The organism is Deltaproteobacteria bacterium (assembly GCA_018668695.1).
Lineage (GTDB): Bacteria > Myxococcota > XYA12-FULL-58-9 > XYA12-FULL-58-9 > JABJBS01 > JABJBS01.
In genome coordinates, this window is record JABJBS010000276.1 from 1 (window position 1) to 23,313 (window position 23,313).

Sequence of the window (23,313 nt, forward strand, 5' to 3'; positions counted from 1 at the left end):
ATGGCTTGCCGCAGTTTTGAGCGCAGCTTCGCAGTCTATCAAAGATTAATGCTCGAATTTCCAAATTCGAAATTAGAGATCAGCCCTGTTGATGTATCCGATCTTAGCAACGTCGATGCCTTCTGCGACTGGCTAAGCTCGAAGACTGACCGAATTGATGGCCTCGTCCACAATGCCGGTGTATTACTCGATGAATATCAAGAGACAACCATGGGCCACGAGGTTACATTTGCAACCCACGTGCTAGGTCCATTCTTTATGACCCTTAAGCTGAAGAACTTACTCAGTGCCGGCGATGCGGGACGGGTCATCTTTGTATCTTCCGGTGGTATGTACACCCAACGCCTTCAAATATCGCAGCTGATAAAACCATCGAGACCTTTCGACGGCGTTCGGGCTTATGCCCAGGCCAAACGCGCTCAAGTTGAGCTTACCAGCCTGATGGCAAAATATTTTTCGGCCAGTGGAGTGAAGGTAAACGCCATGCATCCCGGTTGGGCGGATACACCTGGAGTCGAAAGCGCCCTACCGGTGTTCTACAAGACGCTTAAAAACATTCTTCGCACACCCGAAGAAGGTGCCGATACGATTGCTTGGTTATGTGCCAGTCCTGAGGCCAAAAAATTTACCGGTCAACTCTTTCTCGACCGGCAGCCAAGAACCACCCATGTGTTCCCTTGGACGAGAACCAGCGATTCTAAACGTGTTCAATTATGGGATGCTCTCTTAGAGCTTATCCCTTCCTACGCTTAAACATTCATTATCAACGATAAGGCTTGTGGCCTGGCTAGTTATGTTTCTATGGGATTGCAGTTGTAGTCTTTTGGGGAAAGCTGCGTTTGAACTGGCATATGCTCGAGGGCCCCGGGAAAGGGGGGTTCCGTATGGGGCCCAAGAGCAGGAAAAGGGTGGGTAAGTCGTATTAGTATTGCTCTCGAAACTGACCAGCAGCTCCTTGGCTTTCTACAAAGTTAGCAATCTTCTCTTTGATACGGGTCTCAATCTGTCGAACACGCTCTTTGGAGATTTGGAATTTCTCAGCAAGCTCCCGAAGCGGCGCCTTATCTTCACCAAGCAAACGCGAGTTGAGGATTTCTTTCTCACGGTCGTTCAGCTGAGCGGCAGCGTGACTCACAAGACTTTCGGCCTTAATTTGAGTTTGTTTACTAGCGAGCAGAGATTCAACACCTGGTGCTTCGTCAGAGATGAACATAGCCCGGGTCATGGTTGAGTCGTGTCGAACCGGTAAGTCTAAAGAGCTGTCTCGGCGAGAAACACGCTGGCTCAATGTAACTACCTCTGATGTAGAAGCACCGACTTTTTCGGCGAGTTCTTCAAATCGTTCGTATTTCTCTTCGACGCCCAAGTTGTCTTGGCCACTCAGAGTCTTGACCCGGTAGAACAATCGCCGTTCAGCAGCGGTCGTACCAATTTTGACCATAGACCAATTGCGCATGATATATTCTTGGATGGCTGAACGAATCCAGAACACCGCGTAACTAATGAGCCTGCAGCCTTTGCCTGGGTCGTACTTATTTACAGCCTGAAGAAGCCCGATGTTGCCTTCCTGAACCAGGTCACCAATCGGAATCTTGTATCCGCGGTACTCATGAGCGATTTTCACGACAAATCGTAAGTTGGCGGAAACCAGATCGCCACGGGCTTTCTCGTTACCTGCGGCTGCCTCAGCCACGAGGTCGGCCTCTTCCTCGCGGGTAAGCACGTTCTTGGTGCGTGCTTGCTTCATATAGATGTCCATCATGTCGACAGGGGCCGCGGCCACTTTGCTTGATGCTTTTGTCTTCGTAGCTGACTTTTTCATTTCCGTAACTCCTAAGCCCATGGACTTCGTCTTTCGGGTCAAAACGTTCAAAACGTCCACCCCTTAAACATACCTGAAAGTAAAAAAAGCACAATAGAAAAAACGTTCAAAACGTTCATTGCGCAAAAAAATGATCATGCCCTGTGACAAACGGCCGTTAATACTTGAATTTATTGGGGAAGAATACATAATAATAGATACATGGGAATCGACCAAAATACGCCAGCACCCAATGCTGAATCGTTCAAAACGGGCACAGGAGTTCTGCTTTCCCCCAAGAAAGCGGCCAAAGTGCTTGGAGTGAGTGAGTCTTCGGTTAAGCGGTGGTGTGATGCCGGCCACCTACAGGTTGTCAAAACCAGCGGTGGGCACCGAAGAATCAGTGTTCAAACGTTGATGACGTTTGCCCGTAGTAAAGGCCACGCTCTTCAGAACCCGCAGCTCATAGACATGCCTGCACTGCGGCCCAATGTTACGGCTGACAAACAAGAGACCTTATTGCCGAGGCTAAACAAATTCCTTGCTGAGGGTATTGAAGACTCAGCTCGAAGCATTCTGGTTTCCAGTTGGATGTCCGGTAAGCCGTTGTCTCATATCTTCGACACACTGGTCGGCCCAGCCTTCGCCACCATCGGGCATCAATGGGAAGCTAACGAAATTGAGATTTACGAAGAGCGGCGTGCTTGCCTTATCGTAGAACGCTCTTTTGCCGACATGCGGCGATTGGTTGGACCTTCTAAGCCCGGAGCACCCGGAGCAATCGGTTGCACTTTAGAGGGCGACCCCTACTCCCTACCGACTGCAATGTGTGAGCTTACACTCCGAGAACTAGGCTGGGATGCCCAAAATCTTGGTGCGTGGCAGCCCATAGAAAGCATGTCCCAGGCAGTCAAAAAGCTAAAGCCTCGTTTGTTTTGGCTAAGCGTTAGTAAGATTGATTGCGAGGATGTGTTTCTGAACACTTTACGAGAGCTCAGCCATGTAACAGAGAGCAATGATTGTGCTCTGATATTGGGTGGCCGAGCATTATGGGATCCGAACTTCAGAAAGAAGATCGAGTTCTCTGGTTACTGCGATAGTATGAAGCAGCTCTCAAATCTTGCACGTCAAATTCACGATTTCTCAAAATAAGTCTACCTGAATTCACCGATAGAGCCTGCTTCAAATCCTAATTTGGGGCACTGTTTCGTTTTGAGTCAACACACATGCCAAGCTCGCAATTCATTTTTGTGATTTTTTTAAGTTATTTTCATCAGTCATCTTGTTTCTTTGGTTGCACATAACCTTGTTTCAATTGAAAGCGATTTAGCTTCATGTATGATTTTAAAAAGGAACAGAATCGATGTACGTAACCAGCTCATTCAAGGCAATCGCCATCACGGCAATGCTTGCAACCTCCCTCATTTTTACTGGCTGTGGCGAATCAGACCCAGCTGAAACCGATAACACCAACGAAACAGGCTCCGACCTCGAAACAATCGCCGCTATCGCAGCTGGCAATGATGACTTCAGTACATTGGTTGCTGCACTCACCGCCGCTGACTTAGTAGACACGTTTAACGGCAGCGGTGACTTTACAGTATTCGCCCCCACGAACGCTGCATTCGACGCGCTCCCCGAAGGAACTCTCGACGCTCTCTTGGCTGACACTGACGCACTCACTGCAATCTTGAAGTACCACGTTCTTGCGACCAACGTCCCTTCAACAGCTCTTGTTGCAGGTAAAAACTTCGCCGAAACGCTTCAGGGCGATAACGCGGTTGTTAATGTTTCGGATGCCGGTGTTACCATCAACCAAGCAAACGTAACTGCAACAGACATTGTAGCTTCAAACGGCGTAATTCACGTCATTGATGCAATTATCCTCCCACCAACAAACGTTGCTGAAAAGATTTACACATCTGCAAGCCACACCACGCTCTTCGCGGCGGTGGAAGCTGCTGGTCTAGGCGCTGCTCTAGGTGGAGCTGAAGCTCTTACTGTCTTTGCTCCAACAGACGACGCCTTCGCTGCCTTGCCTGAAGGAACCGTTGAAAGCCTACTCGCAGACATCCCTACCCTTACCGCAATTCTAACCAACCACGCGGTTGGAGCGACGGTACCATCTTCTGACCTTACCGAAGGCCGCGCATACGTTGAGACCCTCGCAGGAACGAACATTACAATCGAATTGGGCACTGGCGTAACGGTATACGGCGAAAATAGTGCAAACGTTACTGTTGCCGACGTCATGGCGACAAACGGTGTTATCCATGTAGTAGACGCAGTTATTCTACCTGCTATGTCAATTGGAGCTTTGGCTCGCACAACTGCAAGCCTCAGCATCCTGACCAGCGTTCTTGAGAGCACTGGGTTGTACAGCGCAGTTGCAGATTTAACGGCTGAGCTAACAGTATTTGCACCGCTAGACAGTGCTTTCACTCCGCTCATCGACGACGGAACCATCGCGTCTCTTAACGACGATCAGCTCCAAGCAGTGTTGCTCTACCACGCCTTCCCTGGAAGCGTGTTTTCAAGTGACATTGACGGAACAGTTGTAGTTGAAAGCCTGATGGGCCAGGAATTGACAGTAAATGGTAGCGCCTCAGGTGTATCAGTGAACGACACTGCGGTTGTTCAACTCGCTGACATCGAAGCTGCAAACGGTGTTATTCACGTCATCGATCAGGTACTCATTCCAGCTCTGTAATTAACTAAACAAACCAATCAAACGCTCCCTCATTCTTTGTAAGTATGAGGGGGCGTTTTTTTTTGCCAACTCCCACGACCTTTAACCGCTCTCCTCGACTCACGAATCGGCCCCATAAAATGTAGGTAAAGGTAAGAAAAAAACAGATATGTAGGTTTTTGTACAATTTTTGTTCACCTACCACTTGAAGAACATGACGCGGTGCCCTTGTTGAAGCACAAGAGGCAGGAAGCCCCTCCAGGCCTCGCTTTGCCGACCTTACCCAGGTCTTCTAGTTGGACGTAAATAGGACTTAAAGGATACCCTCCCAATGAAAAAATTAATCTCTACACTTACACTCGCTTTGGCCCTCGTTGCATGCGGTACGCAAGCACCGGAAATTGAACTCGAAACACTCGACAGCGAAGCGCAGCAAGAATTGCTGATTACGGATGCTTGTGGTTACTTCAACCCAATCCCAGTTTACGAAAACATCGATCTCGATAAGTATCTAGGCACCTGGTACGAGCTAGGAACCAGTGCAATCGTACGTAATACATTCGAGCGCGGATGTAGCTGTACTCGCGCAGAATACAACCTTCTTGCCGATGGCAGTGGTGTTTCCGTGCGCAACACATGCCGCCTCGAAGATGGACGTTTTAACCCAATCAACGGTACCGCCAAGTTCACCAACCGAGACGGCGTATTCGGCGTGGGCTTCCCAGAAGGTGACAGCGAAGACCGCAACTACTTCGTGATGGACATTATCACTGACGATGAAGGCAATTACGACATGGTACTCGTAGGCGACCCATGCCGCCTGTTTATGTGGATCCTCGCACGCCGCCCTACTTTGGACACTGCTGAAGACCAAGCGAACTACAACGCGCTTCTCAACTATGCACAGTCCAACGGTTACAACACCGATGCTTGGTACGTAGGGTTCGAACAGACTGAACAAGCTAGCTGCGGCTGGGACGCACCAAAGTGTGAAGAAGTTGTAGTAAGCAGCTACACAACCGGATGTCAGTACTTCTGGCAGGGATGCAGCGGCGGACACGAAGAAGTATCTAGCAACAGCTGTAAGCTTGGCTGGTGGGATTTTGCCCGTACCGGTAAGCGTCGTTCATGTGAGCGCCAAGAGCTAATCTGCAAGTAATTCTCTGTTTCTTAGGCCTGGACTGGTTGAAAAGTCTCTACCCTAACACCACGTTAGAGTTATGGATAATCAATCAGTTCAGGGCCAATCCGATTCATTTGAAGTCTTCTTTGATGGCGCATGCCCCCTATGCGCGAAAGAAATTGACTTTCTTCGTTGGCTCGACCGCCGCAACATCCTCATCTTTACCGATATCGACGACCCCGGATTTAACGCGGAAGTTGAAACCGGAAGAACCTTCCAGACCCTAATGGACTCTATTCACGGCCGTTTACGTGACGGGACCATCATTCACGGCGTGGAAGTGTTTAGGCAATTGTACGGGCGCACGGCCCTCAAGTGGGCGGTACCCCTGACAAGACTGCCCGGTATTACTCAGGGCCTTGATGCGCTCTATAACTTTTTCGCGAAGCATCGCCTTAGAATGACTGGACGGTGCACCCCAGAGCTGTGCCACCCCGAAGCCAAATCAATGCAGTCCTGACCCTCGCTCAACCATTGCTCATCTCTTGTGATTGACAGGCCATGACCGAATAGTCATGAAGCAGGTTCATAGAACACTGCGAGAACCTGATGCCAATTGCCCCTTCGCCAGAGAGCACAAACGTAGAGACGACAAGGTGGTCAATTACCTACCGACTCTTTGCGTTTACCTTGGCTCTTGGATTCTGGTCGTACCACGTAGGACAACACCCCTTTGATGCCACTGGCGGCTGGCGCTACCTCACAAACTGGGGACATTCATTTAACCTGCTAGCACTCACATGGGCGCTGGCTTCCCATTGGATGCCTCGCCTAAGAATACAAAACCCGATTCTCCCGGTTGCCCTCACCCTTGGCACCATCGTCGTAATCCTTTACTGGAGCCTCTACCTAATAGACCCCGCGATGGTAAACGACAAAGGAAGCCCCATGCCATGGTATTCAGAATGGTACATGCACCTGGGCAGCACGGTGAGTGTTTACATCGAGGCATTTATTCTGAACAAAAAACCAAGAAATCAATTAATGCCGGTGGGTACATTGGCCGTAGTGGCGGGTCTCTATATCACTTGGGTTGACCGTGTTGTCCCATTATACAACACACAACCTTGTGGAATTAAGACATCTGTTTGTGGGTATCCCTACCCCTTTTTGAATGACCTAACGGTTCAATCAAGGTTTGCACTTTATCTCGGCGCATTCGCATTCATCATCGCTCTTTGTCACCTAATATTGACCATTTGGAGCAGAGTGAGCGATGCACGACACCCCGGATCTCCGGCCCAATAAATTCTCTCCTATCTGCCTTAAAGCTATTGAAAATTTCGGTCATTAAACACAGCTTAACGTTGGGTCGCGTACGGGTTTACCCACCCGGTAACTATACAAATCAGGAGGATACCGTGGAGGTATTAGTTCGAGCCGCCGAAAGCGGTTGGGTTCCAGATCCGCTCATCCGGTGGGGAATTAGAAGGCTTGTCGCGGAACGACTTCAGGACGAAAAAACTAAGTCAACGACAGGTGAGCCGTCCAACTGGGTACAGTCACTCAACAATGCGCCCATCGCCATAAACACCGGAGACGCCAATGAGCAGCACTACGAAGTGCCTCCCCGCTTCTTTGAACTCTGCCTGGGGCAACATCTAAAATACAGCGGTTGCGAGTGGAATCATCAAGCCCAAAATTTAAGCGACGCCGAAAGCTATACCCTTCGTCTAACCTGTGAGCGCGCCGAGCTTCGAAACGGTCATCGGATCCTAGAGCTTGGTTGTGGTTGGGGTTCCCTAACCCTTTGGATGGCAGAACATTATCCAGAGTCTCAGATCACCGCAGTCTCCAACTCTGCACCCCAGCGAAAACACATCATGGCTCAGGCCAGCGAGCGTGGTCTCAAAAACGTTGAGGTGATTACTTGCAACATGACCAGCTTTCAGCCCGAGAAAACATTCGACAGGATAGTTTCGGTAGAAATGTTTGAGCACATGCGTAATTGGCCGCAGCTGCTTAACCAATGTAACGCGTGGCTCAATCAAGACGGTAAGCTTTTTCTCCACTTTTTCTCCCATCAGACCTACTGCTATCCCTTTGAGGGAGAGGATTCATCCAACTGGATGGCTCGGGAGTTTTTCACGGGCGGCATGATGCCATCTCACCACTTACCCAGTGAACTATCTTCGCCTTTCAAAGTAGAAAACTCCTGGTGGACACCAGGCACTCACTACGCCCAAACCGCCGAGGCGTGGCTAGACAACATCGACGCTCACCATGATGATGCCAAAAACTTATTCAGAGACCACTTCGGCAAAGAGGCCGGACGTGCGGTACAACGGTGGCGTATGTTCTTTATGGCCTGCGCCGAGATGTTTGCTTTCAGAAAAGGCACTGAATGGGGCGTTTCACATCACCTCCTAGGGGCACATAAGGAATAGCCATTATGAAAATTGGCATCATTGGAAGCGGCATCAGCGGATTGACATGTGCTCACTATCTTCATGAAGATCACGACATTGAAATATTCGAATCCTCTGATTGGATTGGAGGGCACACCCATACGGTTGATGTGGAGTGGGAAGGACAAACTCACGCCATCGACACCGGGTTTATTGTCTTCAATCAGCTCACCTACCCCAACTTTCTAAAATTACTATCAGACTGCGAAGTTGAGTATCAGGATAGCAGCATGAGCTTCGGCGTGCTGTGCCAGCGCACAGGCCTTGAGTACAACGCAACCTCCATCGACACCCTTTTCGCACAACGGCGAAACATCATTCGGCCAAGCTTCTGGCTCATCCTAAAAGACATCTATCGTTTTTATAAAGAAGCTGATGCTGCCTTGGCACGCGGTGATGCAAGAAGCCTTGGACGGTACCTGCGCGAGGAAGGTTACTCAACTGCCTTTATCGAACAACACATCGTACCGATGGCTGCAGCAGTGTGGTCTGCACCTCCCTCTCAGATGATGTCTTTCCCGCTCGAATATCTCCTTCGTTTTTTCCACAATCACGGCTTTACGAAGTTAGCGGGTCGCCCCCAGTGGCATGTTATCAAAGGCGGGTCCCGGGAATACGTCCGTAAATTGGTTCGACCGTTCAAAGACAAGATTCGACTAAAGAGCAGAGTTCAATCTGTGACCCGTTTCGAGGACCGCGTTGAACTTGTGGTAGACGGAGAAACCTTGAAATTTGATGAAGTCATTATGGCTTGCCACAGCAATACTGCGCTTAAAATATTGACCGACGCCAACCATGAAGAAAAAGATATTCTTGGCAACATCCCATACCAGAAAAACGAAGTCACACTGCACACCGACAAATCCTTAATGCCCAAAGCAAAGAAAGCCTGGGCAAGCTGGAATTACCGTGTACCAAAATCGGAATCAGGTGATGCCACGGTAACCTACTGGATGAACAAGTTACAGGGATTGACCGGTTCACCAGACTTTTTTGTATCGCTTAATCAAGGTTTGGATATCGAACCTACTAAAATCATCAAAACATTTTTCTATGACCACCCCGTGTATACCCGCGAAACTGTTAATGCCCAAAAACGGCACCACGAAATAAGCGGCGGGCGCACACATTTCTGCGGAGCCTATTGGCACTATGGATTCCATGAAGATGGCGTGAAGAGTGCACTTCGAGTGTGTGAGGCCATTCAAGAAAAGAAACGTTGTGATACCACTCAAGCAGCATAGTGGTATTTACCGCGGTTGGGTTGCGCACCAACGCAAGGCACCAAAGCACGGGTTTAAGTACCCACTTTTCATGATGCTCATTGACCTCGATGAGTTGCCCTATATTTTCGATTCGCACCCTTTTTGGTCGGTCGAGCGTAGAAACATCGCCGCCTTTAGAAGGCGTGATTATCTCGGTGACCCGGAAACCGATTTGAAGGACACGGTTCACTCCAAAATCCGGGAGGCTGGTCACCCTGTACCTGACGGCGCAGTTCGCTTACTGACCCACATCCGCTACTTTGGTTATTCCTTTAATCCTGTTTCCTTTTATTATTGTTACAACAAAGCCGAGCAGCTCAAATGTATTGTTGCTGAAATAACAAATACGCCGTGGGACGAGCGCCACGCATACGTATTGCCCATTACGAAAAACTCAAAAAGAATCACCTCCCACAACTTTCTTTTCAATAAACAATTTCACGTATCCCCGTTCCTCGACATGAACTACGAATATGACTGGCGTTTTGGCGTACCCGGTAAACGCCTGACAGTTCATATGAAAAATCAACGTGACGGCGAGGTTCACTTTCATGCTGCCCTCTCATTGACGCATCAGCCCCTGACACGTGGGAACTTATCTCGAATATTAGTTGATTTTCCGCTCATGACCGCCAGCGTAGTTCTCAAAATTTATTGGCAAGCGTTTCTTCTATGGTTTCGCAAGGCCACTTTTTTCACTCACCCCGGTAAACGCCCCATCAAGGAGAGCTCCAATGCACCAAAATCTTCATAGTGCCCCAAGACTTCCTAAAACTAGAACTGCGACGACTTGGCTTACGAACCTTCTCGCGAAAACAATCTTAGAACGACTAGAAGGCATGCAAGGTGGTTCGGTCAATGTAAACTGGCGCGGCTCTACCTATAAACTGGGAGAACAAAGTCACGTAAAGCATGCCATCGAAATGAATATTCACGATGACCGATTCTTCTCCACACTGGCAACACGCGGCAGTATTGGCGCCGCGGAGGCCTATATGGATGGTTACTGGACAACAAATGACCTTGAGGGTGCTCTGCTCCTGGTCTTAAACAACTACGACATGCTCGAGAAAATGGAGGGAGGACTTGCAAATCTTTCTAAACCAGTGCTCGCTCTCTATCACCGCTTGAGAGACAACACCTTAACGGGTAGCAAGAAGAACATCAGTGCACACTACGATTTGAGCAATAAGTTTTTCGAGCTCATGCTTGATGAAACGATGATGTACTCCAGTGGAATTTTCAAGACACCTGAGAGCACGATGCACGAGGCCTCGTTATTTAAATTAGACCGTATTTGCAAAAAGCTGAGACTCAACCCAAACGACCATGTCTTAGAAATTGGTACAGGATGGGGAGGTTTCGCCATCTATGCCGCGCGCCATTACGGCTGTAAAATTACCACCACCACGATATCCCAAGAACAATTTGAACTTGCTCAAGGCCGAATCAGGGAGGCAGGCCTCGAAAACCAAATCATCCTCCTTCAACAAGACTACCGCGAGCTGGAGGGAACGTTCGACAAAATCGTCTCTATTGAAATGATAGAAGCAGTTGGGCATCAATTTTATGAGTCATTCTTTGAGGTGTGCCAACAAAGACTCAAGCCTGGGGGCTCTATGCTTATTCAGGCCATTACCATCGCTGATCAGCATTACCTTGATGCTCGGGATTCAGTTGACTTCATCAAAAGGTATATCTTCCCTGGAAGCTGTATCCCTTCCATTACAGCTCTCGCGCAAGCCGCTAACACCAGCTCGGATTTGAAGCTCTTCCATTTGGAAGATATCGGCGACCACTATGCTACCACGCTCAGGCGTTGGCGGGAGGCATTCTTCGATTCAATAAATGAAGTTCGAGAACTAGGATTTGATGACCGATTTATCAAAATGTGGGATTTTTATCTGTGCTACTGCATCGCGGGATTCGATAAGCGACACATCAGCGATGTCCACATGGTTATGGTTCGGCCCGACTCCAAGCTTGAATCGCCGGCTACTTAGAACGCGCCAGCAGCTGACTCTGAACGGCCGCTGGGCGGCGCGTCAATCGAATACAACCCAGCGTATGTAACGCCAGCATCACAGTGTAAGTGGGGTCCCATTCAAACCATCGCACCGCAAAATTGGGACGTGACGGAAATTTGTGGTGATTGTTCTGGAAGAGTTCGCCCAAAGTTATGAAGTCGAAAATCAATGTATTTCGCGACTGGTCGCCAAGCTCAAAGTTTCTATAGCCGTAGAGATGGCCACACCAATTCACAATGGCACCATGAATGGGTCCCATCAGATAATGAATCGGCAACAAGAAAAACATCCACCACTGCGTAGCAAACGCAATATAAAACCCGGTATACAACGATATCCAAAGAATGCTTGAAGCGTAGCTCGCGCCCCAGGTGTCGAGCATTTGCCACCTGGGTAATTTTGAATCGCCCTCATCGGAGTCGACCAGATTATCGTACCGGCGTTTGGTCGCAAGCATCATCGACACAAAACCTGGGTGTTGATGGGGTGAATGTGGGTCATCGGGTGTGTCTGAATGAGCATGGTGTTCTCGATGCAGTACCGCGTAAGCTCGAGGATTCAAGAATGATGCACCCTGAGTGAGGTAAGTCATTAAGTAAAAAAACTTTTCCCAAAACGGCGTAAGCTCAAACATCCGGTGAGCGGCATACCTATGCAGAAAAAATGATTGGAAAAAGACTGATGCCACGGAATGGGCGACCAAGAGTAAAAGAACAGCCATCAGAACCTCACGACGAAAAGGTCAAAAATACTGGGCGCGACCTAAGGTACGGATCTAAAGACAGAATATCAACCTCACGACTCTTACACTTTTCTTTTTGCGCAAACCGAGGCATAAATTAAAGTAATGGCACGTTGCGACATATCACGTTCGGCCCTCCGGTGGTTCAGTCCGTTCATCTTCTTCGCTCTTGTTGGGTGTGGAACCATGAAATGGGCCTACGATTACGCAGACTGGTGGATTGAATACAAAATCGAACAATGGGTCGACCTTAGCGGGGAACAAGAAGACCAACTCCAAAATGGTTTGTCTCCATTTTTTAAGTGGCACCGAGTAGCCATTATGCCTCGCGTCACGGATTCGGTGTCCAACCTCATCGCAGCGGCACAAAAAGGACAATGCGCTCAACGTTTCGCTAGCCAACAAAATCTTTGGAACAAGCTTTACCAAGAGACCATAGAACGCATCACGCCAATCATCAGCGGCGTACTGGTGACACTGGACGATAAGCAAATCCTAGAACTCGAAAGCGGACTCAAAGAAGAGTTTAAACAAGCCCAAGAAAAAGCAGCCGATCCCACTCAACGAAGCGAAAAATTTCTAGACCGTATGGATTCGATGCTGGGCCGATTAAGCCAGGGGCAAAGAGAGATGCTTGCACAGCCTGATACCGATTGGGAAAAGCATAACCAAGCCAGCTTAGCGTGCCGAAGCGACCATCAACGCCAACTCGTCGAGGCACTCAAGGCCAAACAAGAGCGCCTAGGTATTGAGTTGATTCTCAACCGATGGTGGACCCAGTCGGGCTGCCCAAAAGAGTTCCTTGATAATCGCACCCGTATGCGAAACCGCTGGCAAACGAAGATGGCCAAATTTGAGACAACGCTTAGCGAAGAGCAGCGTGAATCGATGTTGGGTGAATTAGAGAGTTTGCGAAGTAACCTCAGTGACATCATCAAGTGAAAAAAAACTCGGTCATGAAATCGAAGCTTTATAAAGCCGGCTCTATCTTCGTCATCTACTTTGTTTCCAGTTGCTTGATTCACTACCTTCTCCTCCCTGAAAATGAACCCTCCCCGGACTCCTTTCCAAGGACCGGTGACACCGTTGTAAATCCAGTTGCTGGTGAAACCATTCGCTTTACGAAAGACCGCTATACGGGTGAGCCTTCACGGGTAGAAATCGAAGTGGAAATCAAGGCAAGCGGGAGTATTCCCCTGGCTCACGTTCATTCAAATATGAACGAAGTCTTTACGGGTCTTGCTGGCGCTACTCACCTCACGCACCAAGAGAATCGGCACAGCCTAAGCCCGGGTGAGGCGCTCCAGATTCAAGCCGGAGAAGCCCACCTTCCCTTCAATCCTGGCCCCGGCATCGCTCGGGTCAAAGTGTCCATGCAGCCTATCGGCGTTTTCGACTTGTGCTTGGTCAACATCCATCAATTTCTCGCAACGCCGCTTTCCGAACACTCATGGCTCCACACCCAGTTACAGCTGGCCCGTTTCGCTTCCTTTTGTGATGTATACCGAAGCGACATCCCGGTTTGGATTCAGAAAGTCGGACTCTTTGCCGCAACCCCCACTTTACGTGCCCTTGGTTATAGAGCGTGGGCGGAGTAGGACATCAAAAATGAAACCACTTGCAGGTAAACGTGCGCTGCTTACGGGCGCATCTCGAGGAATCGGTGTTCACATAGCACAAGCCTTGGCTCAAGCCGGAGCTGACCTTGTTTTAACAGCCCGAAACGCTGAAGACTTGCACCGCGTGGCAGATACTCTAAACGCGTCAGGGCGAAGTGTAGAAGTTATCGCTGCCGATATGAGCGACCGTTCATCTCTCAAAGAGCTTGTTCAAAAAATTCAAGCAACCGACAAACCCATCGACCTACTCGTCAACAACGCTGGGATTTATGGATATGACATCTTCGGTGATGGTGATTTTAACGACATTGAAAAAATGATTCATGTGAATCTCACAGGATTGATGTACCTCACGCATGCGCTCATTCCGGCGATGAAATCCCGAGGACATGGTCATATCGTCAATATGAGTTCCCTAGCCGGTCTCTCTGGCTCAGCTTACTCAGAATCTTACTGCGCCACGAAACACGCAGTGGTCGGCTTTACGCGGGCCCTAAGAGCCTCTCTCAAACAGCAAGGGACCAAGGTTAGCGCTTCAGTCATTTGCCCGGGCATGGTCGCTGAAACAGGCATATTCGAGAAATTATCGGAAGAAGAAGGTGTTCAAGCACCTGCCCTCATGGGAAAATCTAATCCACGACGTGTGGCCGATGCAGTGGTCCGCAGCATTGTTAAAGACTTGCCTGAAGTCATCGTCAATCCAAGTCCCATCCGACCCGCCATTGCTCTAAGCGCCCTCTTTCCCGCCTTTATGGAATGGCTGACGTTGAAGCTGGGAATTCACAATTTCTTGCCACTCGACAAGTGATTTTCATTCACACACTTGAGTGACTATTCAAGGGTCCTCTACTAAGGCCCCGCAAGCTGGCCGTCCATCCAAGCGGCACGGTCCCGGATCCAGCTCTTCATGTAATCTACTTCTTTACGGAAGGTATCGCGCTCTTCCCAACCTGGCGCATTCGGCCAAATATAATCACCCAAAATATTCCATTTTTCGAAGTTTCGGGTACCGGCTGCTCCCAAATGAGTCACTGTCTCCTCAATATCGCTCATCAACTTATCGTCATTGAGCACGCTTCCGCGCAGTTCTTGCCAACGAGCAGCATAACGCGTTCCAAACGCTGGATCTTCAAAGAGCCGAGTGTACCAGTGGTATCCATTTGGATTGTCCGCCGGAAATTCCGGATTCTCATAATGCCAACCATCCACGAGATTCCCCTCAAAATAATCGGGGTTTCCCAGCGCACCGTTGTAATCCCAAATCGGTCCCATTTTCAGAAGGCCATTCCGGTCTTTGTGCATGAAAGTACTCAACACATACCCATCAATGTTTCGGCCAAACTCTACCAACAAGTGGTGGTCTATAAATGAATCAACATCAATGTACCTCGCGTATCCCTGTGTCGCGTCTGTGAAGCCCTCTCCGGCCAACGCTGCCTCGAATGAGTCGATATAACGCTCTAAATAATTTCGCTGCTCCACATTGATATTCTCGGCACTTGGATAAATGAACTGTAACTCATCGTCGTAACGCTGAGTACGTATTCCAATGTCTTCAGAAAAGTTCCAGCCTCGCTCCAACATATATCCACCTGAAATATTCGGCTCAGTTGTATCGCTGGACGAGAGTGAAGACACATTGACTCTTCCTGAGCCCTTTTTCACTTTTTCCATAAGCACGTAAACCCCAGCGTAATCGCTGACCCCCACACGCTCACTGTCTTTGTTCAAATACAGCTCTACAAATCTTGTCCGCGAAGCATACCGTCCCATTTCGCGACTCCACTGATACATCAAATGGTTTCTCATCAAGGTTTTATCGGAGAAAGGCGCGTGTAGAACCCAGTCGGAATCACTAGGCAGGCCAAGAAGGGATACTTTCGCATCCTTGTCCTCCTCATCCCAAGTCTCCAGGCTGTATTGTTTCTTCTCATAACCCGCTGTGCTGTTACCTCGAATATGTATTCCAGTTCGGCCAATAAAGGTTGGCTTATCCGCTAACGACACATCCACCGCTCCGCTTGGAAGACCAAAGACAGCTGTGGCAGAAATCGAATATGTTCGCGGGCGCCCTTCGTTATCAATTCCATCATTCTCAAATGAATCCACAACAATCATGGGTAGATGCGAACGAACATTTCTTAGGTCGTTGTCGGCCCGTATAAACATAAAGCTCCGAAGAATATGATTCGAACCATCGGCTGCCACTCTCATGACCCTCACCTGGGTAGACTGATTCAAGCTGATTGCCGTATCCCCAACCAAAGTTGAAGAAGCACTCGGCACGGTTCCATCCAATGTATAGTAGAGCTTCCCTTCTCCAGTGATGGATAGTTCAATCGGCTCGAAGAATAGACCTGGCTGATGAGACATCACGATACCTGTACCTGCACCGAGCACCACTGAACTGCTTAGATTCTCTGCACCCGGTGTTGGGGTCGCCAAATAGAAATAGCCGGGCTCTGTATGGGTACCATACGAGATATCGGAACGTTGCTCTCCAAACCCTTCAGCGAATTCGCTTTGAGCAAGCAGCCGGTCGTCCGGCCCATAGAGACCCAGATACTCTCCGTCTGAATTAAGTTTAAAATTGGTATGCAAGGAGCTGTCTCGGCGGTCTTTGCCAGATGCATAGATCACTACAAAAGCCCCAGGTGCGATATTTACTCTAGGTAAGACCCATTTGTCAGGCTTAGTGCGGTCGTCGGAAAGTGACCACCCTTCTAGAGACAAGGTTGACGCACCGATATTCTTGAGTTCAATCCAATCGGAGAATTCTCCATCCTCATCCACTGATCCCGACCCATTGGCAGCAAGGATTTCGTTGATGACCACACTCCCAGATTCATCGGTTCCACCTGCATCGGTGTCATCTGCGCCGGAACAACTCATCACAACCAACCCGCTGAGAGTATAGAAACCAAGAACAAGTAGCCGGGCGTGATGCATCATCTCTCCAGTGAAAACAGCGGGTTAAACTTAACTACTGGGTTAGATACTTAAGGGCCCAGAATTGTAACATTTATTTTGGACCAGATTTTAACCAATCTAGGACCCATAAAACGGGTCCTCTCCGAAGCGCCTCGATGCTCATGATGTCATGGAAGAATCACACACAATTCAAATACTGACACCTATCTCTTGTTCGAGTTGCTCTGAGCAGTTAAGACCGTTTAGGTAAGTCGGTACTTTGATGCGCAAAATCGATACAAGGGCTTAATAATAATCACGTTTAAAGGGCTAGGTCAGATGCCAAAACTAAAATTCAACGCCTATTGCTTAGCTCTCACTCTTTTACTCGCACCCTGCACAGGTTATTCCCATCACGAAGCTATTGTGGGGCCTCACGCTCCTGCCTTCTTTAGCAACAAAGGGTTTGCAGGATTTCAAGTATTCAATATTGCCGCGGGCTCAGGCGATGACGTTTCTCATGAACAAATCGGATTGATTTCAGCTGGTATCCCCTTGGGCCATGATGGCCATTTCTCGCTGGCCGTGATGCAACCGGTGTCCCACACCGACAAAGTGAATGCAGAAGACACCGTTCTAACACTGCGCTACCAACGAAAATTTGAACACCTTCAAGAGGAATGGGGCGGCGACGCCAACTTCTTCACTTTAGTATTCGGGGCCGAAGTTCCTACCGGCAATGCCGACGGTCAAACACCATTTAAAGGTCCCTTAGATACACTCCTGGCTGGGTTTGTAAGCGTAGAAAAAGGTGACTGGTCTGCCATTGCTTATGCTTATCGGCGATTTAATGGATATACCCGAGATGGCACAAAATCTGGTGATCTCTTTTATGCAGGAACTGGTATTGGTTATAGCGCCTGGGAAGAGCACTCAAGTCATCAATCGGTCAGCTTACAAGCCGGGATTTCGTTTGAGCATAAAGGCAAAACAACACTCCACAATCTGGATACTAACCTAGGCATGGATTTACCTGGTTCTGATGGCTGGTCCCTGGTGGCGCATCCCACCATTGCTTACAGCATGTCCCATCACTGGGATATGTTCCTTACCTTTGGTTTTCCATTGGTTCAGGATTATCAAGATGAAGCCGAAGCACTCAACTGGAGAGCCGGACTGGGATTTATCTACACATTCGGTGATGACCACCACGCGCAGAACGCACCCACCATTCATGGCCACGGGCACGACTCACATCATTAAAAGCTTGGGATTTTAGCTTAGAGCACTGAGCCTTCTCGAAAATAAAACTGGTTATTGCCAATCCACTTGGCAACGCAGCCGCGGCCGGTGCGCATAACATCTGCCCCACCCAACAAGATAACGCCGCCCACCGCCAAAGAAGACTTCAGCATTTCCTGCATTTTACGCTTCTCGGCGTCTCGCATGTAAATCAATACATTACGGCATAAAACGATGTCGCATCCTGAGATCAGGGAGCGCTCAGTGGCCAGATTAAATTGCTCATAACGAACAAGCTTTTTGACGGATTCACTGATCCTAAAATGTTCAATTGTTTCACCAAAAGCATCGGCCGTTTCCTTCTCCTTTGTGAAGAACCTCCAAGCCAATGGAGGCATTTCACGAAATGAAGCGACAGGCTTGGTAACGTAGACCCCTGCTCGAGCAAGAGCGAGCGCCTTCTCTGAAATATCGCTACCAACAATTCTAATTTTCCAGTCATGGGTAAAAGTAAATTCACCACGAGATGACTCACGAACTTCCTGAAGCCTCTTGAGGGCGTCGAAAACCATCATGGCCAATGTGAAAGGCTCTTCACCTGTCGAGCAAGCCGCCGACCAAATCGTTAAGCGCCTATCATTCTCCGCAATACGCTTTCTCAAGAGTGGCATTAAAATTTCATCGTAAAGAGACTTTAGCTGCTCGGGATGGCGGTAAAAGTAAGTTTCGTGATTCGTAAGTTCTTCGACCAAAACCATTAAATCGCCGAGGGCCCCCGGGGTACCCACGGCTAAACAGAAACTCGATAGTTTTTGGTCTGACGTGTTGGCAAACAAATTTTCCAATCGATGAACAACCTGGACGCTGTCTCGAAGGCCTGCGAAGTTCCCTAATATTTCGGTTAATCGCTGAATGGAACGTTGACGGCCGCTGCTCTTTTCAGAATGTCGACCCGGTAATGGCATGGCAACACTCTGCTGTGTGACACGCTCCAGGTTCTCTCTGCACTTAGCAAGCACATCCTTTGGCTCTTTACCTCTTGATGGATCGTCAGACATCGACAGCTGTTTCCTTCATAACTCATGACCTTAGAGCTTATATGATATCAAGGAATCCTGTTCTGGGGTCAAATATTTTGCGGACTTAATGAGTCACGAGGATTGTACAGACAGAGGCAGCCGGTCTCCCTAAGGGGGCAAAATAACCACACACCGTGCAGGCTTTTCATGATCCCCTAACCTTGTTTAGGAGACGTAATTTCCAAGAAAATCTTCCATGCCCTCACACTTCTCATCCGGAAAGGCATAACCGGACTTAACAATCTCGCCATCCTCGTAGAGAATAAATATTGGGCGACTGGTTTCACCAGAGCTTAAATACTTTCACCTCATCTGCATACTTCTCGGTAACTGCCGGTACACAACCAAGCTGTTCGAGAGGCAAGCAATAGAGGGTTAAGAAACCGCGTCAACAAAGACCTGAGGAAGTGGTACGGGATTTTTAGAAACATAGTCGAAGCAAACCACACCTATTTCCGCCAGTGCGACCGGACGCCCCTCCACACTGAGACGGTAGTGAAGGCGGAAACTCTTCTCCGTAATACCTTGAACCCCCAGCTCTATTTTCAATTCGTCATGCAACTTACCCTCACCTAAGTAGTTAACCTGTAGCTCGGCGTTTATCGAGCTCACGTTGGGCGCTCCCAATCCTGGCTTTCCCAGGTCGATATGGCGGATAAAACGGGCATAAACCTCATCTAACATCCCTACCAAAGCGTAAGCAGACAAATGGTCGGCGTGATTTAGGTCGGTGGTTCTCACGGCAAGGTTCATCGTAAACTGATAACGATTCAATGGTTCCAAAATGACACGTGGCATGAGCAAACTCCCTCATTTAAGTTAATCACAAGCTCTAACTTCTTTACACCGTTGTGTAATGCCCTGCATCTGGGAAACGATGCAACCCTCTACGTCCGGAGTTTCACCATCGAGCTGATAACTAAAGTTCGTACAAGGCGTCTCGACCTCTGAGCAGCCCGCGTCTGTACATGACTCCACAATGCCGTCCACATCACATACACCAAAATCACAAAACTCACCCGTCATGGTATCACAGCCCGTAGTCTCACCGTGAGCACTTGTGCACCCTGGGCATACCGTCGTTGGTAAAGAAAGCCATGTCGAGGTTACTGTTTCACCATTTGATGACTGGCCCACCAATTGAAACTCAACCTTCAGCTCAGAACCTGGTCTGGAACCAAACTCGCCCCATGGAGCACCTGTCTCGGGCCCAGTTGATATGCCCATCTCCCAGATGGCATTCGTACAACACACCCGGTCTTCTCCAGTCAGCAAGAAAAGGTCTGTGTAAAAATAGCGGCAGCACGCCGCCTCACCCATGGGAGCGTCCGAAAACCAGACGCTGATCGCACTTGATGAATATGACTCACTGTAGATTTTCTGCAGCATCGGCTCGGCAAGAAACTGAACTTGAACCAATGCCGCGGGTAAGCAGCCTTCGCCCGAGCAATTCTCGATTTGAGCATTCACGTTGACCGTCTCTCCGAAAAATCCGGGAGATTCGGTACCATCGCGAAAATATAGGTCGCACTCCGTATGGTCATCTGACGCATCGGTTGCTCTCGACATGTCGGAGTAGCAAACCCGCACGGCTTGTAAGTCCACGAAATCTGAACCAACCAGCCCGGTGGCACCTACCTCTAAATGTACACTCATGGAACTCGCGGCTTTGGGGTCGTACCAACCCTCGACCCACGACTCATTCGTTAAGGAAAACTTACACTCCGAATCCGGCTCGAGCGCTCGCTTCAATTGAATAGCTTGCAGCGGCACGATTGGCTCGGCCGAGCAATTCACAAGAACTAAAAACGTCAACACAAGCGGCAGGTATTTCATTGGAGTATCCTAAACTTTTATCAAACATTATTTAAACCGGGTCGTTTCTGAATAAGATCCGAAAACGAAGCAATGAACTTAAGACTCTCTACAAGCCCCGCACGCCCGGCCAGAACCGCCGGTTCTCATATTGAGACAATCGATCTGTCGTTCCCTCTACCATACTTAAACGACCTCGCCGATTCATTGAGCCTAACTTTGGTCTCGCAAGATGCTTTTTCGGTATTAATTTGACGAACCAAACCACCGCTCTGAGAGCCCAAAGAGCATCGCCTCAACTATTTCTAGCACACCGTATACCTCAAATCGCCCTATTTTTTACAAGACACCGTTGGCCTTGGGCGCTATAGACTACTCAAGATAAACTAAAACCAGGAGTCCACAAATGGGCGGTTCACGCATCAGCGACGAAAAATTTCATCAGCGGTTTCTTATTTTTGTCGGCGTTTCCTACATGGTAGCCGGTGTCCCGCATTTCACCAGCCCCGACTTTTATCTTCCCATGATGCCGCCCTATCTACCGGCCCACTTAGAGCTTATTTACATCAGTGGTTTCTTTGAGATTTTGGGTGGTATTGGCCTTATGATACCCGGCCTGCGCCGGTACGCAGCATGGGGGCTCTTGGCCCTGCTGGTTGCCGTGTTTCCAGCCAATCTACATCTCGCCTTCAATAACATCCAGCTCACAGCCCAGCCACCGAGCCCCTTCATCATGTGGCTTAGACTCCCATTTCAACTCGTGTTTATGTACATGGTTTGGTGGTCCGGGATTAAAAAACACAGCTGGCAGAAAGTTTAAGCTGAGCTTGGAACCACAAAAAAACCTGTGATATGGCCGGTCCTTAACCAGGAGTATTACATGTTATCTCAACGACGATTTTCTATGATTTTCGGCCTTGCGGCTATTGTTCTCACAAGTGCATGCTCGCACGTCAACGTACCGGTTCAAGTCACGCGCCCTGCCGAGATAAATCTCGCTCAGTATAAGAAAATCGCTGTTGGGCCATTCCAAGGCAAAAGAGACGTTCCCAGCAACGTATTCGAAGCACTGGTATTAGCCGTCCAAACCCTTGGGGATGCTGCTAAGTCCTCAAATCAGGCTTTCCAAAACAGCTGGCAAGGCCAAAAAGACGACGGCAGCGATGTTGCTCAAAACGTCTTTAACTCGCTTACCCAGACAGGCCGATTTTCCATGATCGACTTCAGCGTCATCCCAAATGCGCGAGCCTCTGGTGATGCCGTTCTTATGGTCAGCGGTACCGTAGCCGACAAGGAATTCTCGAGCCGTGTAACCAGCGAGCAAAAGAAAACCAAAGAAGGTGCTCCCTATACCCGTTTTACACGTAGCTCCGAGGCTATCTACAACGTAAATATCAAGTTGGTCGACATCTCTACAGGTGCTATTTACCTTTCAAGACGCTATCCATGTAGACGCAGCACATCTACGACCCAAAACGACAAACGACCCTCAAAACTGGGCTCACGTGAAATCCACGAGCTTTATGACGAATGTAAGGGCGAGATCGCGGGGGCGTTTGCCAAGGCTGTCGCACCCTACACTGAAACTGTCTTCGCTGCTTTTGCAAAGATAGAAGAGTCTCCAGCAACCGAAGCTGGAATCAGCCATGCAAAGGTTGGTAATTGGGATGCTGCGATTGCTAGCTTTGAAACCGTACCTGCAACACAGTCCATGGCGGAACCTGAAGTTCAGGCCAAAACGTGGTGGAACCTCGGATTGGCTTATGAGTACAACTTTCAGTTCGGTAAAGCACAAGAGATGGTTCAAAAGGCCTACGGCCTCTACCCAGACTCGCGCTACCAAATGGAAATGCAGAGCATCGGTCTGCTTCAGAAAAACCAAGAGAAGCTTAAGCAGCAAGAATACAAAGGTGATGAAGCAGCCGTACCAGCTGGTTCCTAAAAGCCCATACCACCATCTACATCGATGGTGCGTGCATTAAAATAATCACACTCTAGAATAAAGCGTACCGCGAGCCATAGATCTTCCGGTACGCCTATTCGCCCCACTGGGATTGCCGCCACTGCAGCCTCCCTGGCCTTTTGATTCATACCCCTCGTCATAGGTGTTTCGACCATGCCCGGTGCGATGGCGCCAACCCGTATACCGTAAGAGGCGAATTCACGGGCCCAAGTCACAGTATTGGCCGCCAATGCAGCCTTGGATGCTACGTAATTTGATTGGCCTCGGTTTCCATGGCGCGAAATACTGCTCATATTCACAATCACGCCGGGCGAATCACCGCGCCGAACCATCCCCGCCACCACTTCGCGCGCCATCCATGTTGGCCCATTTAGGTTTGTTGCAATCACTTGATCCCACTTTTCCCGTGCCAAAGTGGTTACCTCTCCCGTCTTCCTATCTTTGCGAACGAGTAAGCCGTCGCGAATCACTCCAGCGTTATTGATGAGCGCATTCACACCCCCGGCAACCTCATTGGCCCAGCTCACAAACTCCTCGCAAGCCTGCTCATCGCTTACGTCGCAAACTTTA

The 23,313-nt window shown here is 49.1% G+C and carries 23 protein-coding genes; 16 read left to right on the top strand and 7 right to left on the bottom strand.

Annotated features, from left to right (window positions below):
• The first annotated feature begins 48 nt into the window (after positions 1-48).
• Positions 49-753 carry an SDR family oxidoreductase gene (locus tag HOK28_14635; protein MBT6434332.1) on the top strand — a complete coding sequence of 235 codons (705 nt, stop codon included), beginning with the start codon at positions 49-51 and terminating at the stop codon, positions 751-753.
• A 169-nt stretch (positions 754-922) separates the two neighbouring features.
• Here the strand turns inward: HOK28_14635 and HOK28_14640 are convergent, their stop codons facing one another.
• The gene (locus HOK28_14640) at positions 923-1,822 is read right to left on the bottom strand and encodes an RNA polymerase factor sigma-32 (GenBank protein ID MBT6434333.1); all 900 of its coding nucleotides are present in this window, start codon (positions 1,820-1,822) and stop codon (positions 923-925) included.
• A gap of 201 nt (positions 1,823-2,023) precedes the next feature.
• On the opposite strand from HOK28_14640, the gene HOK28_14645 reads away from it, so the two are divergent.
• From HOK28_14645 to HOK28_14685, 9 genes are all read left to right on the top strand, one after another.
• A complete protein-coding gene (locus HOK28_14645) occupies positions 2,024-2,953 on the top strand; it encodes a helix-turn-helix domain-containing protein (protein MBT6434334.1) in 930 nt (309 codons plus the stop codon).
• Between the two features lie 211 nt (positions 2,954-3,164).
• Positions 3,165-4,511, top strand: a complete 1,347-nt coding sequence (locus HOK28_14650; protein MBT6434335.1) for a fasciclin domain-containing protein — start codon at positions 3,165-3,167, stop codon at positions 4,509-4,511.
• A 310-nt stretch (positions 4,512-4,821) separates the two neighbouring features.
• Positions 4,822-5,649: a lipocalin family protein gene (locus HOK28_14655; protein MBT6434336.1), complete on the top strand. Its 828-nt coding sequence runs from the start codon at positions 4,822-4,824 to the stop codon at positions 5,647-5,649.
• A gap of 61 nt (positions 5,650-5,710) precedes the next feature.
• Positions 5,711-6,133, top strand: a complete 423-nt coding sequence (locus HOK28_14660) for a DUF393 domain-containing protein (protein MBT6434337.1) — start codon at positions 5,711-5,713, stop codon at positions 6,131-6,133.
• An 89-nt stretch (positions 6,134-6,222) separates the two neighbouring features.
• Positions 6,223-6,921 carry a hypothetical protein gene (locus HOK28_14665; protein ID MBT6434338.1) on the top strand — a complete coding sequence of 233 codons (699 nt, stop codon included), beginning with the start codon at positions 6,223-6,225 and terminating at the stop codon, positions 6,919-6,921.
• A 113-nt stretch (positions 6,922-7,034) separates the two neighbouring features.
• Entirely contained in the window at positions 7,035-8,060 is a 1,026-nt protein-coding gene (locus HOK28_14670; GenBank protein ID MBT6434339.1) for a class I SAM-dependent methyltransferase, read from the top strand.
• Between the two features lie 5 nt (positions 8,061-8,065).
• Positions 8,066-9,325 (top strand): NAD(P)-binding protein, encoded by a 1,260-nt coding sequence (locus HOK28_14675; GenBank protein MBT6434340.1) that lies wholly within the window; start codon positions 8,066-8,068, stop codon positions 9,323-9,325.
• Entirely contained in the window at positions 9,276-10,100 is an 825-nt protein-coding gene (locus HOK28_14680) for a DUF1365 domain-containing protein (GenBank protein ID MBT6434341.1), read from the top strand. Before HOK28_14675 ends, HOK28_14680 begins: the two co-directional genes overlap by 50 nt.
• Positions 10,081-11,349 (top strand): class I SAM-dependent methyltransferase, encoded by a 1,269-nt coding sequence (locus tag HOK28_14685; protein MBT6434342.1) that lies wholly within the window; start codon positions 10,081-10,083, stop codon positions 11,347-11,349. The genes HOK28_14680 and HOK28_14685 overlap by 20 nt, the downstream gene beginning before the upstream one ends.
• Here the strand turns inward: HOK28_14685 and HOK28_14690 are convergent.
• Entirely contained in the window at positions 11,342-12,094 is a 753-nt protein-coding gene (locus HOK28_14690; protein MBT6434343.1) for an acyl-CoA desaturase, read from the bottom strand. The genes HOK28_14685 and HOK28_14690 overlap by 8 nt on opposite strands.
• A gap of 207 nt (positions 12,095-12,301) precedes the next feature.
• Here HOK28_14690 and HOK28_14695 point away from each other — a divergent pair, with 207 nt between their 5' ends.
• The 3 genes from HOK28_14695 to HOK28_14705 are packed head-to-tail and all read left to right on the top strand — an operon-like array spanning position 12,302 to position 14,542.
• Positions 12,302-13,057 carry a hypothetical protein gene (locus HOK28_14695; GenBank protein MBT6434344.1) on the top strand — a complete coding sequence of 252 codons (756 nt, stop codon included), beginning with the start codon at positions 12,302-12,304 and terminating at the stop codon, positions 13,055-13,057.
• 14 nt (positions 13,058-13,071) lie between these two features.
• Positions 13,072-13,713 (top strand): cupin domain-containing protein, encoded by a 642-nt coding sequence (locus HOK28_14700; GenBank protein ID MBT6434345.1) that lies wholly within the window; start codon positions 13,072-13,074, stop codon positions 13,711-13,713.
• Positions 13,714-13,723: 10 nt separating this feature from the next.
• A complete protein-coding gene (locus tag HOK28_14705) occupies positions 13,724-14,542 on the top strand; it encodes an SDR family NAD(P)-dependent oxidoreductase (GenBank protein ID MBT6434346.1) in 819 nt (272 codons plus the stop codon).
• A gap of 41 nt (positions 14,543-14,583) precedes the next feature.
• On the opposite strand, the gene HOK28_14710 is transcribed toward HOK28_14705, so the two are convergent.
• The gene (locus tag HOK28_14710) at positions 14,584-16,686 is read right to left on the bottom strand and encodes a hypothetical protein (GenBank protein ID MBT6434347.1); all 2,103 of its coding nucleotides are present in this window, start codon (positions 16,684-16,686) and stop codon (positions 14,584-14,586) included.
• Positions 16,687-16,983: 297 nt separating this feature from the next.
• Here HOK28_14710 and HOK28_14715 point away from each other — a divergent pair, with 297 nt between their 5' ends.
• Complete coding sequence (locus tag HOK28_14715) at positions 16,984-17,907, top strand: hypothetical protein (protein ID MBT6434348.1); 924 nt, start codon at positions 16,984-16,986, stop codon at positions 17,905-17,907.
• A 17-nt stretch (positions 17,908-17,924) separates the two neighbouring features.
• Here the strand turns inward: HOK28_14715 and HOK28_14720 are convergent, their stop codons facing one another.
• The 3 genes from HOK28_14720 to HOK28_14730 form a co-directional block, all read right to left on the bottom strand.
• Entirely contained in the window at positions 17,925-18,944 is a 1,020-nt protein-coding gene (locus HOK28_14720; GenBank protein MBT6434349.1) for a hypothetical protein, read from the bottom strand.
• Between the two features lie 396 nt (positions 18,945-19,340).
• Entirely contained in the window at positions 19,341-19,763 is a 423-nt protein-coding gene (locus HOK28_14725; protein MBT6434350.1) for a thioesterase family protein, read from the bottom strand.
• 21 nt (positions 19,764-19,784) lie between these two features.
• Complete coding sequence (locus tag HOK28_14730) at positions 19,785-20,801, bottom strand: hypothetical protein (GenBank protein ID MBT6434351.1); 1,017 nt, start codon at positions 20,799-20,801, stop codon at positions 19,785-19,787.
• A 385-nt stretch (positions 20,802-21,186) separates the two neighbouring features.
• Here HOK28_14730 and HOK28_14735 point away from each other — a divergent pair, with 385 nt between their 5' ends.
• Both HOK28_14735 and HOK28_14740 read left to right on the top strand, forming a co-directional pair.
• Positions 21,187-21,600, top strand: a complete 414-nt coding sequence (locus HOK28_14735; protein ID MBT6434352.1) for a hypothetical protein — start codon at positions 21,187-21,189, stop codon at positions 21,598-21,600.
• Between the two features lie 60 nt (positions 21,601-21,660).
• Positions 21,661-22,722 carry a hypothetical protein gene (locus HOK28_14740; GenBank protein MBT6434353.1) on the top strand — a complete coding sequence of 354 codons (1,062 nt, stop codon included), beginning with the start codon at positions 21,661-21,663 and terminating at the stop codon, positions 22,720-22,722.
• Here HOK28_14740 and HOK28_14745 read toward each other — a convergent pair.
• Positions 22,719-23,313 (bottom strand): SDR family oxidoreductase (locus HOK28_14745; protein MBT6434354.1); only part of this gene is annotated, 595 nt, incomplete at its 5' end. The genes HOK28_14740 and HOK28_14745 overlap by 4 nt on opposite strands.

Excerpts from the sequence above, each read along its gene's own strand:
- HOK28_14675 (MBT6434340.1), top strand. The coding sequence starts at position 8,066 with ATGAAAATTGGCATCATTGGAAGCGGCATCAGCGGATTGACATGTGCT.
- HOK28_14660 (MBT6434337.1), top strand. The coding sequence starts at position 5,711 with ATGGATAATCAATCAGTTCAGGGCCAATCCGATTCATTTGAAGTCTTC.
- HOK28_14640 (MBT6434333.1), bottom strand. The coding sequence starts at position 1,822 with ATGAAAAAGTCAGCTACGAAGACAAAAGCATCAAGCAAAGTGGCCGCG.
- HOK28_14645 (MBT6434334.1), top strand. The coding sequence starts at position 2,024 with ATGGGAATCGACCAAAATACGCCAGCACCCAATGCTGAATCGTTCAAA.
- HOK28_14710 (MBT6434347.1), bottom strand. The coding sequence starts at position 16,686 with ATGATGCATCACGCCCGGCTACTTGTTCTTGGTTTCTATACTCTCAGC.
- HOK28_14715 (MBT6434348.1), top strand. The coding sequence starts at position 16,984 with ATGCCAAAACTAAAATTCAACGCCTATTGCTTAGCTCTCACTCTTTTA.
- HOK28_14730 (MBT6434351.1), bottom strand. The coding sequence starts at position 20,801 with ATGAAATACCTGCCGCTTGTGTTGACGTTTTTAGTTCTTGTGAATTGC.
- HOK28_14740 (MBT6434353.1), top strand. The coding sequence starts at position 21,661 with ATGTTATCTCAACGACGATTTTCTATGATTTTCGGCCTTGCGGCTATT.
- HOK28_14650 (MBT6434335.1), top strand. The coding sequence starts at position 3,165 with ATGTACGTAACCAGCTCATTCAAGGCAATCGCCATCACGGCAATGCTT.
- HOK28_14690 (MBT6434343.1), bottom strand. The coding sequence starts at position 12,094 with ATGGCTGTTCTTTTACTCTTGGTCGCCCATTCCGTGGCATCAGTCTTT.
- HOK28_14695 (MBT6434344.1), top strand. The coding sequence starts at position 12,302 with ATGAAATGGGCCTACGATTACGCAGACTGGTGGATTGAATACAAAATC.
- HOK28_14700 (MBT6434345.1), top strand. The coding sequence starts at position 13,072 with ATGAAATCGAAGCTTTATAAAGCCGGCTCTATCTTCGTCATCTACTTT.
- HOK28_14655 (MBT6434336.1), top strand. The coding sequence starts at position 4,822 with ATGAAAAAATTAATCTCTACACTTACACTCGCTTTGGCCCTCGTTGCA.
- HOK28_14735 (MBT6434352.1), top strand. The coding sequence starts at position 21,187 with ATGGGCGGTTCACGCATCAGCGACGAAAAATTTCATCAGCGGTTTCTT.
- HOK28_14635 (MBT6434332.1), top strand. The coding sequence starts at position 49 with ATGCTCGAATTTCCAAATTCGAAATTAGAGATCAGCCCTGTTGATGTA.
- HOK28_14720 (MBT6434349.1), bottom strand. The coding sequence starts at position 18,944 with ATGTCTGACGATCCATCAAGAGGTAAAGAGCCAAAGGATGTGCTTGCT.
- HOK28_14705 (MBT6434346.1), top strand. The coding sequence starts at position 13,724 with ATGAAACCACTTGCAGGTAAACGTGCGCTGCTTACGGGCGCATCTCGA.
- HOK28_14725 (MBT6434350.1), bottom strand. The coding sequence starts at position 19,763 with ATGCCACGTGTCATTTTGGAACCATTGAATCGTTATCAGTTTACGATG.
- HOK28_14665 (MBT6434338.1), top strand. The coding sequence starts at position 6,223 with ATGCCAATTGCCCCTTCGCCAGAGAGCACAAACGTAGAGACGACAAGG.
- HOK28_14685 (MBT6434342.1), top strand. The coding sequence starts at position 10,081 with ATGCACCAAAATCTTCATAGTGCCCCAAGACTTCCTAAAACTAGAACT.